The sequence below is a fragment of the Okeania sp. SIO2F5 genome (assembly GCF_010692685.1).
Taxonomy (GTDB): domain Bacteria; phylum Cyanobacteriota; class Cyanobacteriia; order Cyanobacteriales; family Microcoleaceae; genus Okeania; species Okeania hirsuta.
Genome location: NZ_JAAHGU010000024.1, coordinates 14,954 through 38,173 on the forward strand (window position 1 = coordinate 14,954; position 23,220 = coordinate 38,173).

Consider the following 23,220-nt stretch of genomic DNA (forward strand, 5'->3'; position numbering starts at 1 on the left):
TAGGACTTAACACCTAATCTAGAAAATAACAATGTAGAAAAGCTGAAATTTTTATGGCATATAACTGGTGGGAAATTAGAGTGTTGTGTCACCCAAGTCTCGAGGAAGTCATTGCTTGGCGTCTAGATACTTTTGGTTGCCGAGGTACTGCGAGTCAAGTCCAAGAGAATCATTGCTTGATCTGGGCCTATATACCAGAAGAACAAGCTCAAATGTTGGACTTGTCAGCTTTGGCCGTAAACTTACGTCAGGATGCCCTATGTATGAATCTACCAACTCCAGTAGTGAATTGGGATTTAATTGAGGAAGAAGACTGGGCAAGTAGTTGGAAACAATATTGGCAACCTCAAGAAATTGGCGATTACTTTCTAATTCATCCTGCTTGGCTAGATTTACCAGAAAATTTAGATAGAATTATTCTTCGTTTAGACCCAGGAGCGGCTTTTGGTACAGGAACTCATCCTACTACGGAGTTATGTTTGGAGTCATTAGAAATGCGCTTGGGGTTGGAACCTAATCCAGAAGCTATTATTGCTGATATTGGTTGTGGTAGTGGTATTTTGTCCATTGGGGCAGCATTATTAGGAGTACGCCAGATATATGCAGTTGATATTGACCCACTAGCAATTAGATCCACTATTGGTAATCGGAAATTAAATGATATAACGGCTGAAAAATTAATTGTTGAACATGGGGATATTGAGCATTTAATTAAGTTAGCTTCTGGTCCGGTAGATGGTATAGTTTGTAATATTTTAGCTGAAGTAATTATTGATATAATTCCACGTCTGGAAGCGATCGCTAAACCTACAACTTGGGGCGTTCTTAGTGGAATTTTACTAGAACAAGCTAAATCAATTGCTGATACTTTGGAAGAAAATGGTTGGGTTGTGGCCACTCTTTGGAAACGAGGAGAGTGGTGTTGTTTTAATATTCGGCGTTCTTAATTAATTTAAGAAGGTTTTAGGTTTTAGGTGGTAGGTTGTAGGTGAAAATTTGAGAACGATTTAAGAAGGTTTTAGGTTTTATATCAAATCCGTTTAATTAGGTATAAAAATATTGTCCATTTTCACAATTACCAAATCTTTATAACTGTTTTTCCTCCTGACTCCTGTACGGGCGTTTTGCTGTGGCATAACTCCGTTAACGCTCCGCGACATGTAAAGCGGAGAGCTTCTACCTGAGCAAACGGCCGTTAGCTTCGCATAACTATCATTAACGCCCCTACTACCTGACTCCTAACTTCAAAAGATTTTATACCGATACTAATAGATTTAATATTAGGTGGTAGGTGAAAATTTTAAGAACGAAGATATAGCAGTGGAAGGAAAGGGCGCGGACATATCAAAAGTTTAAAACTCAGACAAAGCCAGATTTTTCCTTTTTCACTTCTTCTCTCTTCCTTTTTCCTTCTTCCTTCTTCCTTCTGCTATAAAAATAAATATAACTACTACAATAAAAAATATTAACTAGAACTATCAATACTTTTCCGATTGCAGAATTAATGCTAGGAAATATCCACAAAGTTGCTAATAACACCAGTAAAATTTCTATCAAGGCAACAATTGCTCCATAATGTTTCGGGTCCCAATAAGAAATAGGGCTAATAAATCGATAATTACTTAAAGGGAAAAAATGTCTATGAGCATCATTATTATGTACTGGTAAATCAAACAGAGAATGAAGCACCAAACTAATACAAATAACTTGCATAATTTCCCAGCAAAAATAGTAATAAATTAGTAATAAAATTATCGCTAAAGGAATAGAATGAAAAGTAGCAACAAGATTTTGTATTAATGGTTGATAATAGGCTTCTGACCAAATTTTTGCTTCTGGTAACCGGACAATAAATTTTGCCCAAAAGTAGAAAATAAAGATTGGAATATCTGGTAAAATTCCACCTATTACAATAGCAAGATTAGCTTGTGGTAGTTGTGGTTTAGCAAGAAGAGCTAGATTAATAATGGCATGACTTGGTGTATTCATATTGAAGAAGGAAGAGGGAAGAAGGAAGAAGGAAGAAGGAATAAGTAAGAAGGAATAAGTAAGAAGGAATAAGGAATAAGGAATAAGGAAAAGAGATTTGCCGTTAAAGTGAGAAGATGATTTTTTCACCACTCATAGACATCTCCAAAAATCAAATCAATTATCAGTTATTTCCACCTATTCCCTATTCCCTCTTTTCTGAAGATGTCTAATTCAACAGACATGATATAAAACTTGCTTCAACAAAATTATTGCTATAATAAAAGTTTGAATAATTTATATAGCAATCAGGAATCAGATGTGAGAATTGAGGTGTTCCTTTAAAGCATAGAATATGGCAGTTATCTTATTCATATATATTCGTTTTTTTCTTCTTCCCTTTTGCCTGTTGCCTGTTGCCTATTGCCTAAAAGTCTTCAATATCTCACAACTAAAATCATATTGTTATATTTAGCTAAATTAATTAAAATTAACTATGTCCTTACCTATAGTAGCTATTATTGGCAGACCAAATGTGGGAAAGTCCACAATAGTAAATCGCTTGGCCGAAAACCAAGATGCAATTGTCCATGACGAACCAGGAATAACTCGCGATCGCACTTACCGTAACGCATATTGGCGAGACCGAGAATTCCAAGTTGTAGATACAGGAGGCTTGATATTTGATGATAATACAGAATTTTTACCGTTAATTCGCGAACAAGCTATGGCCGCTCTCACAGAAGCAAGTGTTGCTATTCTTGTAGTAGATGGACAAGCAGGCCCAACTGGAGGAGATGAAGAAATAGCTAGGTGGCTTCGTCAACAACCTGTCCCTACCCTTCTAGCAGTTAATAAGTGCGAATCTCTGACAGAAGGATTAACCCAAGCTGCGATGTTTTGGGAATTGGGTTTAGGAGAACCTTATCCCATTTCTGGTATTCATGGCAATGGCACTGGAGAATTATTGGATGAGTTAATTACCCATTTACCACCTATTACAGAAATTCCAGAAACAAATGAGATTAGAGTAGCAATTGTTGGTCGTCCTAATGTGGGTAAATCTAGTTTATTAAATGCATTTCTTGGAGAAAATCGTGCAATTGTTAGTCCTATTTCTGGTACGACAAGAGATGCTATTGATACTGTAGTAGAACGTAATGGAAAAACTTATCGTTTGATTGATACTGCTGGTATTAGAAAAAAGAAAAATGTGGAATATGGTGCAGAATTTTTTGGTATTAATAGAGCTTTCAAAGCTATTCGTCGTACTGAAGTTGTTCTGTTTGTAATTGATGCTTTAGATGGGGTAACAGAGCAAGACCAAAAGTTGGCAGATAGAATTATTGAGGAGGGTAGAGCTTGCGTTATTGTGGTAAATAAATGGGATGCTGTGGAAAAGGATGCCTATACTATTTATACTTATGAACAAGAAGTAAGGTCGCGACTATATTTTATGGAATGGGCAGAGATGATTTTTATTAGTGCATCTACAGGAAAACGAGTAGAGAAAATTCTAGATTTAATAGATAATGCCGCTAATGAATATCAGCGTCGGGTCACAACTTCAGTGATTAATGAAGTTTTAGAGGAAGCTGTTAGTTGGAATTCTCCTCCAACGACTCGTCAGGGTCGTCAAGGAAAAATTTATTATGGAACTCAAGTGACAAGTAAACCACCAACAATTGCTTTATTTGTGAATGACCCCAAGCGTTTTCCTGATAATTATCGTCGTTATATACAAAGTCAGTTTCGTCAACATTTAGGATTTACAGGAACACCTATAAGATTACTTTGGCGTGGCAAAAAAGCTCGGGAAGTAGAGCATAATACTGTTAATAGAGCAACTCGTGTTTAGGAGTAGAAAGAAGGAAGAAGAAAGAAGGAAGAAGAAAGAAGGAAAAGCTTGCTTTGTCTAAGTTTTAAGCTTTTGATACAGCAGATTTCGGGCAAATGATGTACAGGATAAATCGTGAAAATCATGTAGCGTGGGCATCTTGCCTGCGTTTAGGCATCTTGCCCGCGCGGGTGTACCTCATAACAACGAAAAGCGCTGTATGTCCTAACCTTTGTTTAGACTGCTATAATTGTCAATTCAGTTATTAGTTAAGCCTCTTCCGAAAGAACTATTTTAACAGTACTTCCTGCAATAGGAAGGCGAGAAGATGCAGAATTTTTTCTCAAAGTTTAAAGATTAATATATTTGCCAATTTTTTTATTGGCTAAATAATATTATGTCCGTTGAATACTTAATATAAAATCAATATTAGAAACAGGAAATAGGAGGATATCAGGGAGATTCAAATTTCAAGCCTCCTTATTGCAGAGGTACTGATAACTGATAACTGATAACTGATAACTGAAATAACCTAAATAAAAATGGATTTACTACGATCGCTTCCTCTAGGACTATACTTAGAAAAACCCATAACATGGCTACATAAACTCGACCCGAGAGTTAAATTAATCTGGCTAATGAGCTTTCTAATCAGCCCAGTTTTGAGTAGTTCAATCTGGCGTTTAATATTAGTAGCTATGTTAATTTTATTAACATTTAGTGCCTCAATTCCTTTACGAGTTTGGAAACGACAAATGGGTTGGTTGCTCACATTTTGTTGTTTAGTTTTTGTCATGAGTGCAGCTATTGCCCCTGATGGACTTTCAATTAACTATCAACCCCGTTTACCAAAAGATGAACTAACCTTTGCTGAACAAACTAATAATTTACCACCAGTACCAGAAGCTAAAAATTTTTCCAATTTTTTTGGATTGGTAAAAACAGAAACTTCAACTGAATCAACTTCTCAAACACAACAGCAAAAACCAACTGAATTACCTCAACCTACCTCTTATAAATACGTCCTTTTTCAACAAAGACCACTAACTATAACTCGTCGTTCAGTAGATTTAGGTATTAGGATTGCCACCTTATTATTCACCGTTATTTATAGCACGAACTTATACCTTTTAACCACAGGGTCAGAAGAAATTACAGCAGGAATAGAAGACTTAATGCAACCTTTGAATAAATTAAATTTACCTGTAACAGAAATAAGTTTAACTTTAACGTTATCCTTAAGGTTTATTCCCCTAGTTTTAGAGGAGATACAAAATTTAGTTCGTTCAGTTAGAACTAGAGCAATTAACTGGAAAAAACTAGGACTGCGACAAGCTTCTCAAGTATGGCTAATCGTAGCAGAAAGACTATTAGAAAATTTGCTATTGCGAGCAGATCAAATTGCCAGTGCAATGAAAGTGCGAGGTTTTACAACTCCCGATCAACATAAAGTACAATGGCATGATCTACAGTTAAAGGTATTGGACTGGTTAGTATTGGTTACCTTAGTGTTATTCTGGTGGGTTAGGTTAGTTTGGGGAGGACAAAATTAAAACAAAATTATATATTCTTATAGATAATTATTTATCTGGTATTGTAAATGTATTCAAAGTAAAAAAATTTCAAAAAGTGCTGTGGGATACCTAGTCACTGATTGATTTTGTTGATAATTTTTAAGACAAAAATTATAGATTGATATTTGAGTTGAATATCAAATAATTATAATTGCAGAAAATATATTTTCTGGGTCTATTTACTTCTAAGAGCATTTAATAATTTACAGAAAAAAACAAAAACCTAAATTTATCTGTTAAGCTGTAAAATCTAAAATCTAAAACAATTAGGGGCTTTCAATTGACAAAGGCCACTAAGTTATTTAAAAATCCTGTCATTATCTGCTGATTTTTAAGCCTAAATGACCAACGAAACTTATATGAACCATCCTAACTTTGGCCTCTTATACAGAGTGTGCTTAGTTGAGGATCACCAAGAATTATTTACTACCCTCTATGCTCAACGCTTATTTTTTTTAGTGACAAATGGAATAGGAGGTATTAAATTTGAACCTTTAGGTCGTTCAGACGCACGTTTAATGGTGGAAATTCGCCTCCGCCAACTGCGTCGAAATGGTCAAGCAACTGAGTACCAAAAACTTCAGGCAGTTCACAAAAATACTTTTCAATAATTAAACTGTTCTCTGCTTCTACTCAAGTAAAGTAAAGTTAACTATATTGTCCGGCCTAATCTTGAAGAAGGCAGAAGGGAAAATTGCATGGGTATAGTCAACGACCGCCCACCTGCGTGTCTTATCACCCCAAGCAATTTTAAGCACTCCCGTTGACGGTGGGTTATTAAGCCCGCCACAGACAAAGATAATAAGAAATTCTCAAATCTCAAGATAAAATGGTTGAGTCAATTACTGAACGTATTACTAAAATCCGCTCTAACTTACCTGCATCAATACGCATAATTGCTGTAACTAAACAGGTATCAGTTGATGCTATTCGTACTGCTTATGCAGCAGGAATAAGAGATTTTGGAGAAAATAAAGTTCAAGAAGCAGAAGAAAAGCAAGGCCAACTACGAGATTTAGCAAATATTACCTGGCATATGATTGGCCACTTGCAAGGAAATAAAGCAGCAAAAGCCTTACAGCAGTTTCAATGGATTCATTCTGTAGATAATTTAAAACTGGCCAAACGCCTTGACCGTTTAGCAGAAGAGTTATCTTGTAGTCCTAATATTTGCCTGCAAGTCAAAATTTTACCCGACCCTAATAAGTATGGGTGGAGTATACCAGAATTAATTACTGACTTACCACAGTTAAATCAATGTCAAAATCTTAAAATTAAGGGTCTAATGACTATTCCACCCCAAGGATTAGATCATGGGCAAACCTTATCAGTATTTGAGAAAACTCAGGAGTTAGCCCAGGAAATTAGCAAAAAAAATTTGTCTAATCTAAATATCCAGGAACTTTCAATGGGAATGTCAGAAGATTATAATTTAGCCATAACTGCTGGTACAACTATGGTCAGACTAGGTAGAATTCTATTTGGTGAGAGGAGGATTACACACAAGAAGGTTGAAAGCTCCTCGCCTTTAGGCAGGGGATGAAAATGACGGTTCGGGATTTATCCCGCCGAAGTGATAAAATTAAGGTTTGAGTAAGGAGTTCATCTGCACTTGGAACTGTCCTAGTACGGAGAAATCCCGGTAAATTAAGAAACAACGTTTGATACATTCAACGCAAGCAATGACAGGATAGTGAGTGTACCATTTTGGCATAGTGATAGAACCTGCCAAAAGCTAACAATGTGAATACAAGTGAGTTTCTAGGGGCGCTTTGACTGGTCTGACCAGGATAAGTCTGGGTGACAGCTCAGAACAAGCAAGCAAGCAATATGTATTTGTCCCGTTGCGTAGCATCCGCTTAAAATGCCTGTATCTTTAAATTATCGGGGAGAAGTCATTAAATCTGAGGACTTATGATTGTCCAGAATGTGGCTGATCAATAGACCGCGACTTGAATGCGTCAATTAACTTAAAAAAGCGAGTGCGTAATTCTGAGGAGACCTCAGAATGTAAGACGCACTCAAGAGGTGCGGTAGGTTTGACCGTTAATGCCTGTGGATGAGTAACTGCCGACGGTCTCACAAGAAGCAGGAAGTAAACATCAATTCGTCACTTTTTGTGACGTGTTGTGTCAGTTTTATGAAGCAGAAGTCAAAAGGACTGATATGCTATCAAATACAACTTAAAAAGTAAAAATAGTAGTAAACTACCCACGATTAAGCTACCTTGGGACAATAGTCCGAATTTGACAGTAGCGAAGGAGTAATTTAATGGTGAATGGTCTTTTTTCCAAACTAAAAGATTTTGTAGGACTCAACGAACAAGTTGAGTACGAATATGATTACGATGAAGTGGAAGGAGAACAATATCAAAGTGTTTATCCTCCACAACAGCAACCTCCTGCTGCTATACCAGTAGCAGAAGAGGAAAATCGCAATAGTCGCCGATTAAGAAATAGGGCCACTACTGCGACAACAACGACAAGCAGCACAGGTATTACTGGAGCTGTTAAATCAGAATCTGGAATGGGATCGGTTATGAACAATGTAATTGGAATGCCTGGCGCTTTAAATGGAATGTCAGAAGTTGTGGTTATGGAACCACGAACTTTTGAAGAAATGCCTCAAGCAATTCGTGCTCTACGGGAGCGCAAGTCCGTGGTTTTAAATTTGACTATTATGGACCCAGACCAAGCTCAAAGGGCAGTGGACTTTGTAGCAGGTGGTACTTATGCTCTGGATGGTCATCAGGAACGTATCGGAGAAAGTATTTTTCTGTTTACACCAAGCTGCGTACAAGTCAGAACTCAAGCAGGTGTAATCAACGAGATGCCTCAGACTCAAACACGCCCTCGTGTGGGAACTTCTGGGTCTCAAGTTTGGCAACCAGATCAAATTCAAATGATGCAATAATAGCTGAGGAATTTTGGGTATGGGGTCACAAACAAATATAATTAGCGCTAATTATATATATCTATCTAATACCAATTCACTCTAAGGATGTCACAAATAGTCAGCAACTGAATGATGTGGAATAATAGGCTGAAATTACTGTGTAGTTAATACTTTAAGTCTATCAACTTTTACTTCGCGCCTTCTGTACGGGCGAATGGCCATTCGCCCGTGCTGACTTCTAACTTCCGTGAAACGGTATAGGAACCCATTATCAATTCCCTATTCATACATTTTAGTTGAAAAATAAGGGGTTGGTGATTTGAAGTATGATATCATATCCCTATGGGGGTGCGATAGAACTCCGTTCCGCGCTCCGCGACCAAAAAACTTTCTTCTTCTATTCCTCTTTAATTCCCTCCTGACTCCTAAGTAGTTAAGACTAATATCATGCACGCTATTCAGCAACGTGAAAAATGACAACTGCAAAGTTTGGTTTAATTGGTGGTGGGGTAATGGGTGAAGCTTTATTATCCCGACTGCTGGAACAAAAAATTTATCAACCCTCAGAAATTTTAGTTAGTGACCCGCAGCAACAAAGGCGAGATTTTTTAGCACGGGAATATGGTGTAGAGGTAACTACTGATAATCGTTTGGTGGTGACTACTACAACGGAAGCTTTGTTACTGGCGGTTAAACCTCAAATATTTGATACCATAGCATTGGAATTGGCAGACTGGCAAGTTGGTGGCGAGACTATATTGGTAATTTCAATTATGGCAGGTGTACCTCTACAAAGGTTGGAGGCAGCTTTCCCATCGCGACCTATGGTAAGAGTCATGCCTAATGCTCCAGCGACAGTGGGTGCAGGAATGAGCGCGATCGCTCCTGGTAAGCATGTTCAACCGGAACATCGGGAGTTAGCTACTCGCATTTTACGGTCAGTAGGACAGGTAGTGGAAGTTCCAGAAACTTTAATGGATGCAGTTACGGGTTTATCTGGTTCCGGACCTGGTTATGTGGCAATTTTAATTGAGTCCTTGACAGATGGGGGAGTTTGTGCTGGTTTGCCTAGAGCGATCGCTTATCAGTTAGCATTACAAACAGTTTTAGGTACGGCAGTTATGTTACAGGAGTCGGGAATGCACCCCGCACAGTTGAAAGACCGGGTAACAAGTCCTGGAGGAACAACTATTGCCGGAATTGCGGAATTAGAAAGTTTGGGTTTTCGTTCTGCTTTAATTGAAGCAGTGGTGGCGGCAACAGAAAGGTCTCAAGAATTAGGCAATAGTTAAATAGGGTTTGGGAGTAGGAGAGTAGGGGAGTAGGGGAGTAGGGGAGTAGGGGAGTAGGAGAAATATTTGGTAATGGTTGAAGATGGAACATTTTTTATACCGAATTAAACGGATTTGATATAATCCAGCATTTTAGCTGTGTCACGCCACTACTGGACTCCTGATTCCTGAGTCCTCCCTTATTAAAACACGGCGTTGGTGAAAAGAGGTATGATATTATGTCCGGATAAGAGCGCGATAGAACTCCGTTCCGTCTACGTGGCAAAAAAAACTTTCTCCTTCTACTCGGGGTTTCTTCTTCTTTCTTCCCTCCTGACTCCTGACTCCTGACTCCTGACTCCTAAAGAATCAAGATTAATATCATACACTAATTTACCAATGCCTAAAACACAATTTCCGGATGAACTAACTCAAAACCTTCATCCCTCAATTTTTTATTTGATACTCTAGCATTAAAAGGTCGCATTGATGAGGGAGAACCATCCCAAGAAACTTTTTCTAAACCTTGATATTTATGTAAACTATCAAGTAATTCTTTACCTTTGATTGGTACATCATTAACTAAGTTGTAAATACCCTGCAACTGTCTGTCTATAGCAAATTCTACAGCACCGACGATATCATCTAAATGAATCCAGTTTGTGACATCATCACCAGTACCAGGGCGAGTTTTGCCTCCCCACCTACTAAAAATTTTTATTAGCTCTCTACCAGGACCGTAAATTCCCCCTAAACGGAGAATACAAACTCGTTGCTGGGGAGTGGATGCAGATAATAATACTTGTTCTGTTTCGTGGAGAATTTTTCCGTTGTCAGTGGAGGGGTTAGCGGGGGAATTTTCATCTATCCATTCACCATTTTTGTCACCATAAACTGAGTAACTACCTGTGTAAATTACTTGTTGAATATTGGGAGTTTTTTTCAAGGTGGCAACTAGAGTTTGGGCAGTTTCTAAATAGGTTTGTTTGTACTCCATGCCAATATGAGAGCGAAAACCGACACTCAATAATACCATGTCTTGGTTTTGCAATACATCCTGCATCGCTTGGGGGTCATTGCCTTTCATTACTACTACTTGTGAGGTTATATTTTTTAGTTCTGAAACTTTTTCTGGAGTAGTAGTAGTCACTGTTACTTGATGACCGTTTTGACTCCACAATTTGGCAACTTTAGTGCCTACATAACCACAACCGATAATTGCTATTTTCATTCTGTTATCCAATATATTACTTACAGGACTTACGGATGAACACTAAATCAAGTGAGGGCGTTAGCGGAGCTTTGCGTTAGCAAATGCCATTCGCCTCTACATATGGCGTTTTCAAGGTTAATTTGCGTAAGTCCTGACTTACTTTTATTAAGTAGATGGGCATAAATAAACGCAATATTAGAGGGCGGGTTTTTAGAACTAGATTGCGCTTAAGTCAAGGCTTTCGGTTAAACCCGCCCCTACAATTTTTTAATGTTTAATTAGAGCTACCTACTTACTATTGTTATAATACAATATGATCGCTTTTTTTGATAGTAGTTAAAGTCTTAACTATCATTGTCATTATTTATGTGATAATTGTATCGGTATTACTAATATTTGAGAAGTGGCATTTGCTGTAAAAAACATTTATCAAGGGGTTGAAAAGCATATAGGAGAGTATGGATAAAAAACTGAAATCATGTTGATAAAAAAGGCTTATATTCGTTATCAAGATGAAAAGTCAGATAAGGTTTATGAAGTGGAAATAGTTTACCATGGTTGGAACAAATATCAGGTTGATTTTTCCTATGGTAGAACTGGTCGTAAGCTTAAGAGTGACACCAATACAAAAATTCCTGTTTCTTTAAATGAGGCGGAAACAATATTTGATGAGTTAGTTAATTATAAACATAAAAGAGGGTTTTTTATTTCTAAATTTTCACCTATTTACTACGAATATTTATTAGAAATATCGTTGCCTAAAATACAGAAAATTATCAATTAAATTAAGCAAAAAAAAGTCGGAAATTTTTTAGATGAGCTTAAAAAATCAGGGTTTAATATTAGAGAATATTTGGCAGAACTTGACTTAAGTCATACTAATTTAAGAAATGCTGACTTAAAGGGTTGTAACCTTTATAAAAAAAATTTAATTGGTGCATATTTAAGGGGTGCAAAACTTCAAGGTGTTATTTTAGAAGAAAGTAAGATTGATGAAACGACACAAATTGATTATAAATGGCGATTCGTTTGGAAATTAGTTAATTTAGGAAGAGAAAATCGGGATTTAAAGGGAGTCGATCTGAGTGATATTGAGATTAATTTTATCGACTCTGATGATGATGATTTACGGGTCAATTTAACTGGAGCTAATCTTGAAGGTGCTAATTTTAGTAATTCTGGTTTATATCAATTTTATTTTACTAATGCTAATCTTAAAAATGCTAATTTAAGTGGTTCTGAACACGCTTTTTTAGCAGGTGCTTGTTTGATAGGTGCAGATTTAAGTAATACTTGTTTTATTGGAGGTTATTTTAATGATACTGTGTGTATTAATACTAATTTTAGTGGAGCTTCTTTTTGCCATGAGGATTCACATTTTAGAAATGCTAATTGTAGAGGGGCAAATTTTCAGGAAGCACATTTTACTTTAGGTGAAATGAATGGGGCAAATTTTAGCGGGGCAAATTTTTCAGGTGCAACAGGTTTAGATAATTTTTTTGATAGTGCTATTATGGAGCTACTTACAGAAGAAGTAAATTTTCAAGGTGCTAATTTTACAAATACGGATTTATTAAGGGTAAATTTTAGTCAGATTAAGTTGATTAATTTAACTGGAGTAATATTTGACGGAGCGAATTTAAAAAATGCTAATTTATCTGGTTTAAATTTAAGTAATACTTCTTTTAAAAAAGCGAATTAACAAGGAGCAAATTTAGAAATTTGTAATTTAGCTAATGCAGATTGAACTGATGCTAATCTTGAGGATGTTAACTTAAAAGGAGTGAGTTTTGAACAAATTTTTCGTGGGTAAAAATATCAAAATTAATGGTATTGAAGAAAGGAAGAAGGAAGAGGGAAGAAGGAAGAAGGAAAAATCTGGCGTTGTTTGAGTTTTAAGTTTTTGATATATCCGCGCCTTTTCCTTGCACTGCTATATTTACAGCAGTTTTCTAGTTGATGAGGTACAAAGTTTTATTGCTCTAGGCAACAGGCAACAGCTCATCTGGCAACAGGGAATATAGAAATAAATAGTCTTATAGCTGTACCTCACTATCCTCAAAAGTGCTGTAATACCAAATTGATAAATTTTTGCTACAAATAGCTAGGGTATCTCTTAGAATTCAGAATTTCCTACCGAATGCTCCGCAAACAGAATTCAGGAGTCGTATGGGAATAGATTTAATACCATTTTTGATGTTGTAAGTTATCTTTTTCGTCAAATATACTTTCATATAAAGTATGCGTGATGGAGCTTATTATTCGTAACATTCTTTTTTCAAAATGGTATAATTAGTAGAATCGGTTTGCTGACCAGACGCCTAAAAAAAACTAGCTATAAGATCAGAAAATGTTATTTAGACAACTATTTGACCCAACAACAAGTACCTATACTTATCTGTTTGCTGACCAGGCAACTAAAACTGCTGTTTTGGTCGATCCAGTGCTTGAACAGGTGGAACGAGACTTGAAATTATTAACAGAATTAGAATTGCAACTACGCTATTGTCTGGAAACCCATATTCATGCTGACCATATAACAGGAACTGGTAAACTCAAGACTGCAACAGGATGCTTAGGTGTTGTACCGAAAAATGCTCAGGTGACTTGTGCCGATCGCTTTCTCGAAGACAAAGAAATATTGGCAGTGGGAGAAATTCAGATTCAGGCGATCGCGACTCCCGGTCATACGGATAGTCATCTTGCTTATTTAGTAAATAAAAAATATTTATTGACCGGAGACTCTCTATTAATTAGAGGGTGTGGTCGTACAGACTTTCAAGGAGGAGATGCAGGGATATTATATGATGTAGTTACTCAAAAGTTATTTACTCTTGCTGATGATACTTTGGTTTATCCTGCTCACGACTACAAAGGTCAGACTGTTTCTAGCATTGGCGAAGAAAAACGGTTTAACCCCCGTTTTGTGGGTCGCGATCGCCTTAATTTTATGCAACTGATGACCACCTTAAGTTTGCCCAACCCGAAAAAAATGGCAGAAGCTATTCCAGCAAATCAAAATTGTGGACAGCTTAAGAATTAGCTCTTATATCATGTTCGGTTGAATACTTATAAATAACTTAGCGAGGAGTCAGGAGTCAGGAGTCAGGAGTCAGGAGGGAAGAAAGGAGAAAAATCAAGATAATTTCAGTATTTCAAGATAATTTCAGTATTTATTCGGTATTGTCAGTTCTGAAATTTTATTTATAACTGACCCGTCCGAACATGATATTACTGATCTAATCTAAAAGCATTGACATATTAAAGACAAGTGCCTTTTTGGGGTCGAAAAAAGTACCTGGTTTTCAGCTCTTCAATTAGTATTTTAGGCGGCTTTGTTGGGCAGAAAAATCCCAAATTGACAATTCTTATATCATGTCCGGATAAGAACGTGATGAAAAAAGTTATAATGAATGCTTCAACAGTAAATCTTTCTGTTTTCCCTACTCCCCCGCTCCCCTACTCCCCTACTCCCCCGCTCCCCTACTATCTTAATTATAAGTATTCAACCGGACATGATATTAATCCTACCTCCTCGCTCATTCCCATTTCTCCTGACTCCTGACTCCTGACTCCTGACTCCTGATTCTAAGAAGGATGAAAATAATCATAAATTTGCTGCGCCAACTTTGGTCCGACTCCTGATACCTCTGCCAACTGCTGCACTGTTGCCATCCGAATATAATCAACAGAATGAAAATGTCCCAATAACAATTTTTGCCGATGATGTCCCAAACCAGGAATCTCATCTAGGCGCGATCGCTTCATTCTTTGACTTCTTTTATCCCTATGGAAACTCACGGCAAACCGATGCGCTTCATCTCTCAATCTCCGCAATAACTGTACCCCTAATTGTTCCGCATTAGTTGTTAATGGTAGCGACTCCCCTGGTAGAAAAATTTCCTCCCGTTGTTTTGCCAAACTCACTACCCGCACTTCTTCTAATAGTTCCATTTCTTGCATCACTGTCATCACTGCTGAAAGTTGCCCTTTTCCACCGTCTATCATTATTAAGTCTGGTTTCTCTGGAGTTGGTTGTTTTTCATAGTTGCGAAACCGCCTTTGAATTACTTCTGCCATACTAGCAAAATCATCAGAATGACCAGACTGCACTTCTGGGTTTTGAATTTTGTAGTGTCGATAATGTTGTTTTGCTGGCAAACCGTCAATAAAAACGACTCGCGACGCCACTGCATCTGAACCTTGAATGTGAGAAATATCATAACCTTCAATACGGTGGGGTAATTCTGGCATATCTAATATTTCTGCCAAGTCAGTCATTGCTTTAGTGTTACGATCGCTCATTTTATTCAACCGTGCCAACTCATATTCAGCGTTCTTTTTTACCATTTCTATTAATTCTGCTTTCCCCTGGCGTTGAGGCACGAAAATTTCTACTTTTTTACCTTTCTTTTCTGTTAACCAACTTGTCAAAAATTCACTTTCTAGTAACTCATGTTGTACAACAATTTCAACAGGGATTTCTACAGATTCTACTGTTTGATAATGTGATTCTAAAACCCGTTGTAAAATTGCTCCTAATTCCCGACTTTCTCCAGTTACTAAATTAGGTGTTTCAGCAATAAATCCTAATCTACCGACTAATTTACCTGCTCGAATTTGGAATAATTGAACGCAAGCAAATTTATCATTGCTAGCTAAGGCAATTGCATCTCTGGAAACTCGATCGTCTGGCAAAGAAACTTTTTGGTCAGCATTTAGAGAATCTAAACCTCTAATTTGGTCACGAATAGCTGCCGCTTTTTCAAAATTTAAAGCCTCTGCTTCTTTTGCCATTTGAGTATTCAATATATCAATTAATTCTCCTGTTCTGCCTTGAAAAACCATTGCGACTTTTTGCACAATTTTATGATATTCATCTGGTGTGATTAATGCCTGACAAACTCCCGGACAGCGACCAATATCATAGTTTAGGCAAGGTCGGTCTTTAAATAAAGGTTTTGGTCGTTGACGTAGAGGAAAAATTTGTTTGACTAAATGTAAGGTATTTCTTAAAAGTCTGGTATCTACATAAGGACCGTAATAACGGTCTTGAGCTTTACCTAATCGTCGTTTTCTCGTAATAAAAACTCTGGGATAATCTTCTGACCAAGTTATACATAAATATGGATATTTTTTATCATCCTTGAGCAAGACATTAAAATATGGTTGATGCTGTTTTACAAGATTAGCTTCTAATGCTAAAGCTTCTGCTTCTGTATCTGTGACAATAAATTCAATTTCCACCACTTGTTGTACCATTAAACTAATACGATGACTGTGGTTTTTGCTTTCTCGAAAATAGGAGCGGACTCGATTTCTGAGCTTTTTTGATTTACCAATATAAAGGATGCGATCGCTACTATCGTGCATTAAATAAACTCCCGGAGTTTGGGGAATTTCTTTGAGGCGATTTTCTAAACTTTCTGAGTCTTTTACTAGGGGTAAAATTTTAGTTATCATATTTTTAATTATCCTAACTGGTAAATATTTTACTTAACTATCAATTAAATTCAAAAAGAATAAATGTATAACCAATATTATATTATTTCTCCTCTTTTTTTTTGTAACTTATATTATTTTTACTGTTTTACTTAGATAAAATACAGTAATTGAATCCATTCCATAATTGTCAGCATTCAGGCGTCATCTCTCAGCTCTCAGCTCTCAGCGTTCCTAGTTTATTGCATTTGGAGTAGGGATTAGGATTGAGCTTGAGCAAGAATTAAAAGTCTGGGAAAAAGCAAAGGCATCAGCTAACTTGAGCTATTTAGGTTCATTTTCATTGCTGTTTGCGTAGCATCCCGTAGGGAAGCGCTGACCGCTAATAGCTGTTTGCGCAGCAGTCAGCAGGAAATGCTTACCCATAATTTACATTGTACTCTATCTACTAATCTTGTTTAGCATCAATTATTTAGAACTTCATTAAATACTTAAATAGTTAATTGAAAAATAATGAAATTCTCTCCAATTTGTCAAAATCAAATACTCTTAAAATAAAACTATACTGCTAAAGTCAAATTTATTAAAGATAAAACTATAATTGTACCATTTAATTTTAGATAAATTTATCAATATTTATTGAGAGGATTCCAAAAGTAGAGAAAGTAAGTGAGCCTCGAAGAACTACTCACCAAATATGTCAAAATTTTTATTTTCAGGTAAAGTTATTGCATATATATATCAAGCCCAGAAAAATGAGTAACGACTTGAATCAAATCCCTCCACTGGATACTACCTTAGTCACATCATCTTCCCTATCTACCACCCCTATTCTCAATAACATTGAAGCAGTCAAAGAATGTTTACTATATGGTGAAGTACAATTGAGAATAGCAGCAGTTTCTGAAACTCTCAAATACGGAGATTTAGGACTAGATTTGTTACTTATGGCCTTGCAGGATCGGTCAGCAGAAGTGCAATGGGTCGCATATTCAATACTCCTAGAACAACAACAACCTAAAGCTAAATTGGCATTGTCCCAATATACTTGGGATATATCTAAACTACTAGAGTTATACACTACTGGAAAACGGAATTTTATCCGAGCTAACATGAGGGGAGCAAACCTTAATGGTTTAGACCTACAAGGTATAAATTTCAGTTTTGCCTATTTAAAAGATGCCGATCTAAGTAGTATTAATCTTAGAGATGCTAACCTCAAAGAAGCTAACTTAAGAGGTGCTAACCTGAAGGATGCTAACCTAAAAAACACTAATCTTGAAAATGCTAATCTTAGCCTTGCCAAACTCAGGGGTGTTAACCTAACTAATACTAATTTCACTAATGTAAACCTTAGTGGTGCAGATATAAGTCTTGCTAACCTAAATAATGCTAACTTAACTAATGCAAATCTTAGTTATGCAGACTTAAGAGGTAGTAAACTTAGAGATACAAATCTCAGAGGTACTAAATTAAATAAAGAAACAAAACTTGATTGTAAATGGTTATTAATCTGGGAAATAGTTAATCAGCAAGCTATCGGTAAAGACTTCAGAAATATTAATCTAATTGGCATCAACCTTGAAGGTGTAAATTTGAGTAATTCTAACTTCAGTGGCGCTCAACTTAGAAGAGTGAATTTGAGTAATTCTAACCTCAGTGGAAGTAACTTTAGTGCGGCTAAACTTATAAGTATTAATCTCAAGAATACTGACTGTAGTAATACTAATTTAACTGGTGTAAATTTGAGTGATGCTAACCTAAGTAATGCCAATCTCAGTGGTGCCGACCTAAGTAATGCCAATCTCAGTGGTGCTAATCTTAACTACGTTAACCTCCGAGAAACAAAAATAAATGATTTGACAAAAATAGACTCTAAATGGCATTTGGTCTGGCAAATTGTTAACCAACAACCTACAAATAACCATCTCAAAGGAGTCAACCTCAGTCGATCCGATCTTCGAGGTGTTGACCTCAGCAATATTAACCTCCGGAGTGCTAACCTAGAAGGATCTAATTTTGGGATGTGCGACCGCAATGTTCTCTATTGCCAAATACAAAATATTGATAGCAACTACTACAGTCACTCAAATCTCAGAAAAGTCAATCTTTGTAACGCTAACTTGAAAGGATCTAACCTAGTTGGAGCTTATTTAGAGAAGGCTAACTTGAGTGTAGCTAATCTAATGTCAGCTCAACTCAACTATGCTGAAATGAGCGGTGCCAACCTTACTGCTGCTGACCTCAATGATGCAGACTTGAGAGATGCCAACTTCAGTAGTGCCAACCTCAGTGCTGCTGACCTTAGTAACGCTAACCTTAGTAACGCTGACCTGACAAATGCTCATCTGAGTGCTGCTAAATTCTGCAATGCTCAACTTAATAGCGCTAAAATGAACCAAGTCGATCTGAGTACAGCTAATCTCACCAATGTTAATCTCACTAATGCTAAACTCCGTCATGCCAATCTTCGTAATGCTAATTTAACAGGTGCTATTCTTAAGGGAGTCGATCTTAGCAATGCTGACCTTAGTCATGCTCACCTGAAAAATGTCGATCTTAGTTGGGCTGAACTTAAGGGTGTAAAACTCAGTGAAACAACTAGACTTGACCAAAAATGGTATATAGTTTGGGACATTGTTAATCACAAAATAGAAGGAAGAAACTTACAAGGTAATGACCTCAGTAATGCTCAACTAAATCGTGTCGATCTCAATCGTGCCAACCTGAGCAACGCTAATCTCTGTGGTGCTAGTCTACGAGTAGCAGATTTGTGGGATGCCAACCTAGAAAATGCCAATATTAGCAATGCTAACTTGGGTGGTGTGAATCTTAGTGGTGCTAATCTCAAGGGTGCTAACCTCAGTGGCAGTGACCTTAATCGTGCCCACCTTTGGCATACCTACCTAAGTGATGTCAATCTTAGTGGTGCTAACTTGATGGGAGCTGACTTGTGGGGTGTTAACTTGGATGGTATCGATCTTAGTGGCGTTAACCTGAGTTATGCTAACCTCAGCCATGCAAATCTCAAAGATGCTAACCTGATTGGAGCTAATCTCAGTCGCGCAAATCTTAGCTGTGCAAATCTCGATGGTGTTAATTTCAGTGACGCTAATTTAAGTGGTACTAATTTTAGTGATGCTAATATTAATAATTGCATATTACCGAATTGAAAGGAATTAGATAGAATAGAGAACGATAATTACTTTATTGTAGAGTTAAGATCATCATTTATATAAAGCTAGTAATATTATATAAAACCCAATTGATATCTATCAAAGCTACTAGACATCTCCAGAAAATAGAGAGTAGGGAGTAGGGAGAAAGAATTGATCATTTATGTGCGATCATTGAATTTTATCTTTTATGATTGGAGATGTCTATTTGCTTGTTATATAGCGCATAGCGCTATACAATACTGACTAACTTCTGAGGAAGAAATCATCTGCTACCACGGAATATCAATAATCAACCTTCCTCCTTCTTGCTTCATAAAAATAACGGAATGCAAATAATCAATCTTCCTGCTTCTTCCCTCTTCCTTCTTCCTTCTTATTTCACAAAAATATCTGACATTAACTGTTGCCAAACATCCGAATTTGTTAAAGCATAAGCATCAAATTCATAACCATATTGTTGATAAAGACTATTAAAACTATCAATCCAATGATAAATAGTTTCTGTCATAGATAAAGGAGTATATTTTACAGCTTGTCGTAGATATTTACTCATCTCAACTAAATTCTCATTTCGATGTGCCTGCCATGCTAACCAACTCAAAGTATAATAACGAGATTTTCCCTCTAATTTACGAATAGATACTGATAAATTTGGTCTGCTAAAAAAATCATCTAAAACAGACATCATACTAACAGCTTGGTGAGTAGATTTTCTAGTAGCATTCCGGTGATGTTGACGATAACAATAAGTAACTTTTGGCAACCAAACTGCCTCACAACCATTTACAGATAAACGCAATACTAAATCTATATCTTCTCCATGATGCCAACGAGTATCAAAACCTCCTGCACTTTTTATCCAACTCCGACGAAACATCATAGAAATAGTTACAGGTTTCCAAACTACCCAAGTTTCTAAATCTAATTTTAGGGAACCATGCCATAATTCTATATCGGAAATTTTCTCCCCCTTTTCATTAACTAAACGCCACCCACTATGCACAATACCAAGAGAAGGACGAGTATCAAAAATAGCTACCTGTTTTGCCAGTTTATCTGGTAGAAAAAAGTCATCAGCATCCAGAAAAGCAATAAATTCTCCCCCTGCCATTTCTAAACCTAAATTTCGGGCGTGGGATACTCCTTTATTCTCTTGATAAACATAACGAATTTTATCTAAATAAGGTTCTAAAACTTCGCGGGTATTATCTGTAGAACCATCATCAATTACGATAATTTCATAAGAGGTATAAGTCTGATTAAAAACGCTGGCGATCGCTTCTAATATATAGTGGGCATTATTATAGGTGGCAATAATTACGCTGACTCTTGGTACTATGGGATTAAAAAGATTACTAATTAATTTTTTCCACTCTGGTAACTGACTAAAATTATAGGCATTAAATTGATTTCCTTCTTGACGAGCAAGTTTGGTAAATAATTCTATCCAAGTAGAAATTGCTTCTGTAGTAGAGGCGGAAGTATAAGTTAAAGATTTTTGCAAATAAGCAGTCATTTCGGAAAAGTTACCCCCCTGATATAAGCGCCAAGAATTCCAAAGTAGGGAGCGATATTTTACTTGATTTTCTATTTGACTTATTGAGGCAGGTAAATTAGGTTTGCTAAAAAAATCATCTAATAATTTTTCCAATTCTTGAGTAATTTTTTGTCGATTTTCTAATCCAGAAACACTACTATTACGCTGTCGATAACAGACACAAACTATCGGTAACCAAGCAGCTTTTCCCCCAGTTAAAGCTAATCGTAAAACTATTTCTAAATCCTCTGGAATATATTGTGGATCGAATCCTCCATTCAGCTTTAACCACTCACTTCTAAACATCATTGCACTAGGCAAAGTTGCTTGCCAAATTAACCAATTTTCTAAGTCTAATTCTGCACCATTTTCCCAAGGTTTTACATCTTTAATAGTATGACCTTTTTCATCAACAAATCTCCAACCACTTTGCACCATAGTTAAAGTAGAATCTTCTGCAAAACATCCTACTTGTTCGGCTAATTTTTCGGGTAGAAAAAAGTCATCGGCATCCAGAAAAGCAATATATTTTCCTTGAGCTATTTCTATGCCATGATTCCGCGCTTTTGATGGTCCTTGATTTTCTTGATATACATATTTAATTTGATTTAGGTAGGGTTCCAAAACTTGATAAGTATTATCGGTAGAACCATCATCAATAACAATAATCTCATAAATAGTATAAGTTTGAGTCAGGATACTTTTAATGGCTATAAGAATATAATCAGCATTATTGTAGGTAGGAATTACAACACTAACCAACGGTAAGCCATTAGGGAGAACTTTAGTTATTAATTGTTGCCATTCTGGTAATTGATGCAAAAATATAGAATTAAAATCATAGTTTTCTAGAGCAGCATAATATTGAAAATAATAGAGCCAATTACAGATAGTTTTAAGAACAGAAAAAGAGGAAAATTTTAAAGATTTATATAAATAATCAGCCATTTCAGCGAAGTAGCCAGATTTATATAAACACCAACAATTCCAAATTAGAGAACCGTAGCGTAACTCCCTTTCTAACTGTTTAATTTTTGTGGGAAGATTGGGGTTATAAAAAAGTTCATCCAAAATTTTTTCTTCTACTGCTGTTTGAGCAAGTAAATTTCTAGTCATATTACTGCTATGTTGACGATAACATACAGCTACTTTAGGAAACCAAGTAGATTGACAACCTGCTAAAGCTAATCGAATGACAATATCAAAATCTTCTAATCTGCGTAATTTTTTATTAAACCCACCCACTCTTTCTAACCATTCTTTACGAAACATCATCCCACTAGGATTAGTAGTTTTCCATTTTAACCAACTTACTAAATCTAATTCTGGAGATTTATGCCAAGGTTCAATATCTTGAATTTTTTCTCCTTTTTCATTCACAACTCGCCACCCACTTTGTACTAAACCAATATTTGGTTGAGCATCAAAAATAGCAACTTGTTCTGTCAGTTTATAAGGTAGAAATAGATCGTCAGCATCTAGGAGGGCAATTAATTCTCCTTTTGCCAATTTAATGCCACGGTTACGAGTTGCAGATAATCCTTGATTCTCTTGATAAAAATAGCGAATTTTTGTCATGTATGGTTGTAATACTTGACGGGTATTATCTGTGGAACCGTCGTCTATAACAATAATTTCATAGTTAGTATAGGTTTGATTCAAGACACTTTCTATTGCTTGGGCGATGTAAAGTTCGCAGTTATATACTGGGATAATTACACTTACTTTTGGAGTTAGAAAAGCTTGGGACATTATAGTTATTGATTTTGAAGTTTGTGGGAGAATTTTAACAAAGTCAGAACTCAGAAGTTAGAAGTCAGAGGTTATTTTTGTAACGGGGATTTGAGCAACTCTTTAAAATCATGTTTGGAAACAATGAAAATTAATTTGGAAATAGCCGATGTTATTAGACATCTCCGATAATATAATGTTTCTCAACCTAATGAGGTAGACCTATACTTATTTATCTTCTATTCCCTATTCCCTCTAATAATAGTTATGGACACCAGATATAATTGTCAATTTAAAACAGCTATTAGAAATCATGGAATTAGCAAAAGTAATCTAAGCAAACAGCACTCAGCAGTCAGCTATTAGCTAGTCTAATAAGGTCGGAACTGGGGACTTCAGCTTAATTACCTTTAAAGGAGAAAAAAGCAATTTTATTAAAGCTTCAGAGTACGAATCTCTCGTTGGGAATGTAGTATAAGTTAAACGAATGCTTGCTTCATTTTAAAAAGCTGAATGCTAGCGTATTCCGCAGGAATAACTGACCGCTAATAGTTGAATAATTACAAAGTAATT

At 36.3% G+C, this 23,220-nt stretch carries 15 protein-coding genes; 11 read left to right on the plus strand and 4 right to left on the minus strand.

Features of this window, described 5'->3' with window-relative positions:
- The first annotated feature begins 53 nt into the window (after positions 1-53).
- Entirely contained in the window at positions 54-947 is an 894-nt protein-coding gene (gene prmA, locus F6K27_RS11380; protein ID WP_287275164.1) for a 50S ribosomal protein L11 methyltransferase, read from the plus strand.
- A 412-nt stretch (positions 948-1,359) separates the two neighbouring features.
- Here the strand turns inward: prmA and F6K27_RS11385 are convergent, their stop codons facing one another.
- Positions 1,360-1,989, minus strand: coding sequence for a hypothetical protein (locus F6K27_RS11385; protein WP_287275163.1), 630 nt, complete (start codon positions 1,987-1,989; stop codon positions 1,360-1,362).
- 475 nt (positions 1,990-2,464) lie between these two features.
- Between F6K27_RS11385 and der the strand changes: the two genes are divergently transcribed.
- The 6 genes from der to proC all read left to right on the plus strand — a co-directional run bounded on the left by der (position 2,465) and on the right by proC (position 9,566).
- Complete coding sequence (gene der, locus F6K27_RS11390) at positions 2,465-3,826, plus strand: ribosome biogenesis GTPase Der (RefSeq protein WP_287275162.1); 1,362 nt, start codon at positions 2,465-2,467, stop codon at positions 3,824-3,826.
- A 521-nt stretch (positions 3,827-4,347) separates the two neighbouring features.
- A complete protein-coding gene (locus F6K27_RS11395; RefSeq protein ID WP_287275161.1) occupies positions 4,348-5,358 on the plus strand; it encodes an energy-coupling factor transporter transmembrane protein EcfT in 1,011 nt (336 codons plus the stop codon).
- Between the two features lie 362 nt (positions 5,359-5,720).
- Positions 5,721-5,990 (plus strand): transcriptional coactivator PipX, encoded by a 270-nt coding sequence (gene pipX, locus F6K27_RS11400; RefSeq protein ID WP_124155376.1) that lies wholly within the window; start codon positions 5,721-5,723, stop codon positions 5,988-5,990.
- 218 nt (positions 5,991-6,208) lie between these two features.
- Complete coding sequence (locus F6K27_RS11405) at positions 6,209-6,922, plus strand: YggS family pyridoxal phosphate-dependent enzyme (protein WP_287275160.1); 714 nt, start codon at positions 6,209-6,211, stop codon at positions 6,920-6,922.
- Between the two features lie 731 nt (positions 6,923-7,653).
- Positions 7,654-8,292 (plus strand): cell division protein SepF, encoded by a 639-nt coding sequence (locus F6K27_RS11410; protein ID WP_192901305.1) that lies wholly within the window; start codon positions 7,654-7,656, stop codon positions 8,290-8,292.
- Between the two features lie 455 nt (positions 8,293-8,747).
- On the plus strand, positions 8,748-9,566 hold the full coding sequence (gene proC / locus F6K27_RS11415; protein ID WP_124155373.1) for a pyrroline-5-carboxylate reductase: 819 nt from the start codon (positions 8,748-8,750) through the stop codon (positions 9,564-9,566).
- Positions 9,567-9,948: 382 nt separating this feature from the next.
- On the opposite strand, the gene F6K27_RS11420 is transcribed toward proC, so the two are convergent.
- The gene (locus F6K27_RS11420; protein ID WP_124155372.1) at positions 9,949-10,776 is read right to left on the minus strand and encodes an SDR family oxidoreductase; all 828 of its coding nucleotides are present in this window, start codon (positions 10,774-10,776) and stop codon (positions 9,949-9,951) included.
- Positions 10,777-11,236: 460 nt separating this feature from the next.
- Between F6K27_RS11420 and F6K27_RS11425 the strand changes: the two genes are divergently transcribed.
- The 3 genes from F6K27_RS11425 (at position 11,237) to F6K27_RS11435 (ending at position 13,801) form a co-directional block, all read left to right on the plus strand.
- The gene (locus F6K27_RS11425; RefSeq protein ID WP_287275159.1) at positions 11,237-11,542 is read left to right on the plus strand and encodes a WGR domain-containing protein; all 306 of its coding nucleotides are present in this window, start codon (positions 11,237-11,239) and stop codon (positions 11,540-11,542) included.
- 69 nt (positions 11,543-11,611) lie between these two features.
- A complete protein-coding gene (locus tag F6K27_RS11430) occupies positions 11,612-12,460 on the plus strand; it encodes a pentapeptide repeat-containing protein (RefSeq protein WP_287275158.1) in 849 nt (282 codons plus the stop codon).
- A 648-nt stretch (positions 12,461-13,108) separates the two neighbouring features.
- Positions 13,109-13,801 carry an MBL fold metallo-hydrolase gene (locus F6K27_RS11435; protein ID WP_287275155.1) on the plus strand — a complete coding sequence of 231 codons (693 nt, stop codon included), beginning with the start codon at positions 13,109-13,111 and terminating at the stop codon, positions 13,799-13,801.
- 545 nt (positions 13,802-14,346) lie between these two features.
- On the opposite strand, the gene uvrC is transcribed toward F6K27_RS11435, so the two are convergent.
- On the minus strand, positions 14,347-16,221 hold the full coding sequence (gene uvrC / locus F6K27_RS11440; protein WP_287275153.1) for an excinuclease ABC subunit UvrC: 1,875 nt from the start codon (positions 16,219-16,221) through the stop codon (positions 14,347-14,349).
- 734 nt (positions 16,222-16,955) lie between these two features.
- On the opposite strand from uvrC, the gene F6K27_RS11445 reads away from it, so the two are divergent.
- A complete protein-coding gene (locus F6K27_RS11445) occupies positions 16,956-19,373 on the plus strand; it encodes a pentapeptide repeat-containing protein (protein ID WP_287275151.1) in 2,418 nt (805 codons plus the stop codon).
- Between the two features lie 379 nt (positions 19,374-19,752).
- Here the strand turns inward: F6K27_RS11445 and F6K27_RS11450 are convergent, their stop codons facing one another.
- A complete protein-coding gene (locus F6K27_RS11450; RefSeq protein ID WP_287275149.1) occupies positions 19,753-22,668 on the minus strand; it encodes a glycosyltransferase family 2 protein in 2,916 nt (971 codons plus the stop codon).
- Positions 22,669-23,220: the final 552 nt, after the last annotated feature.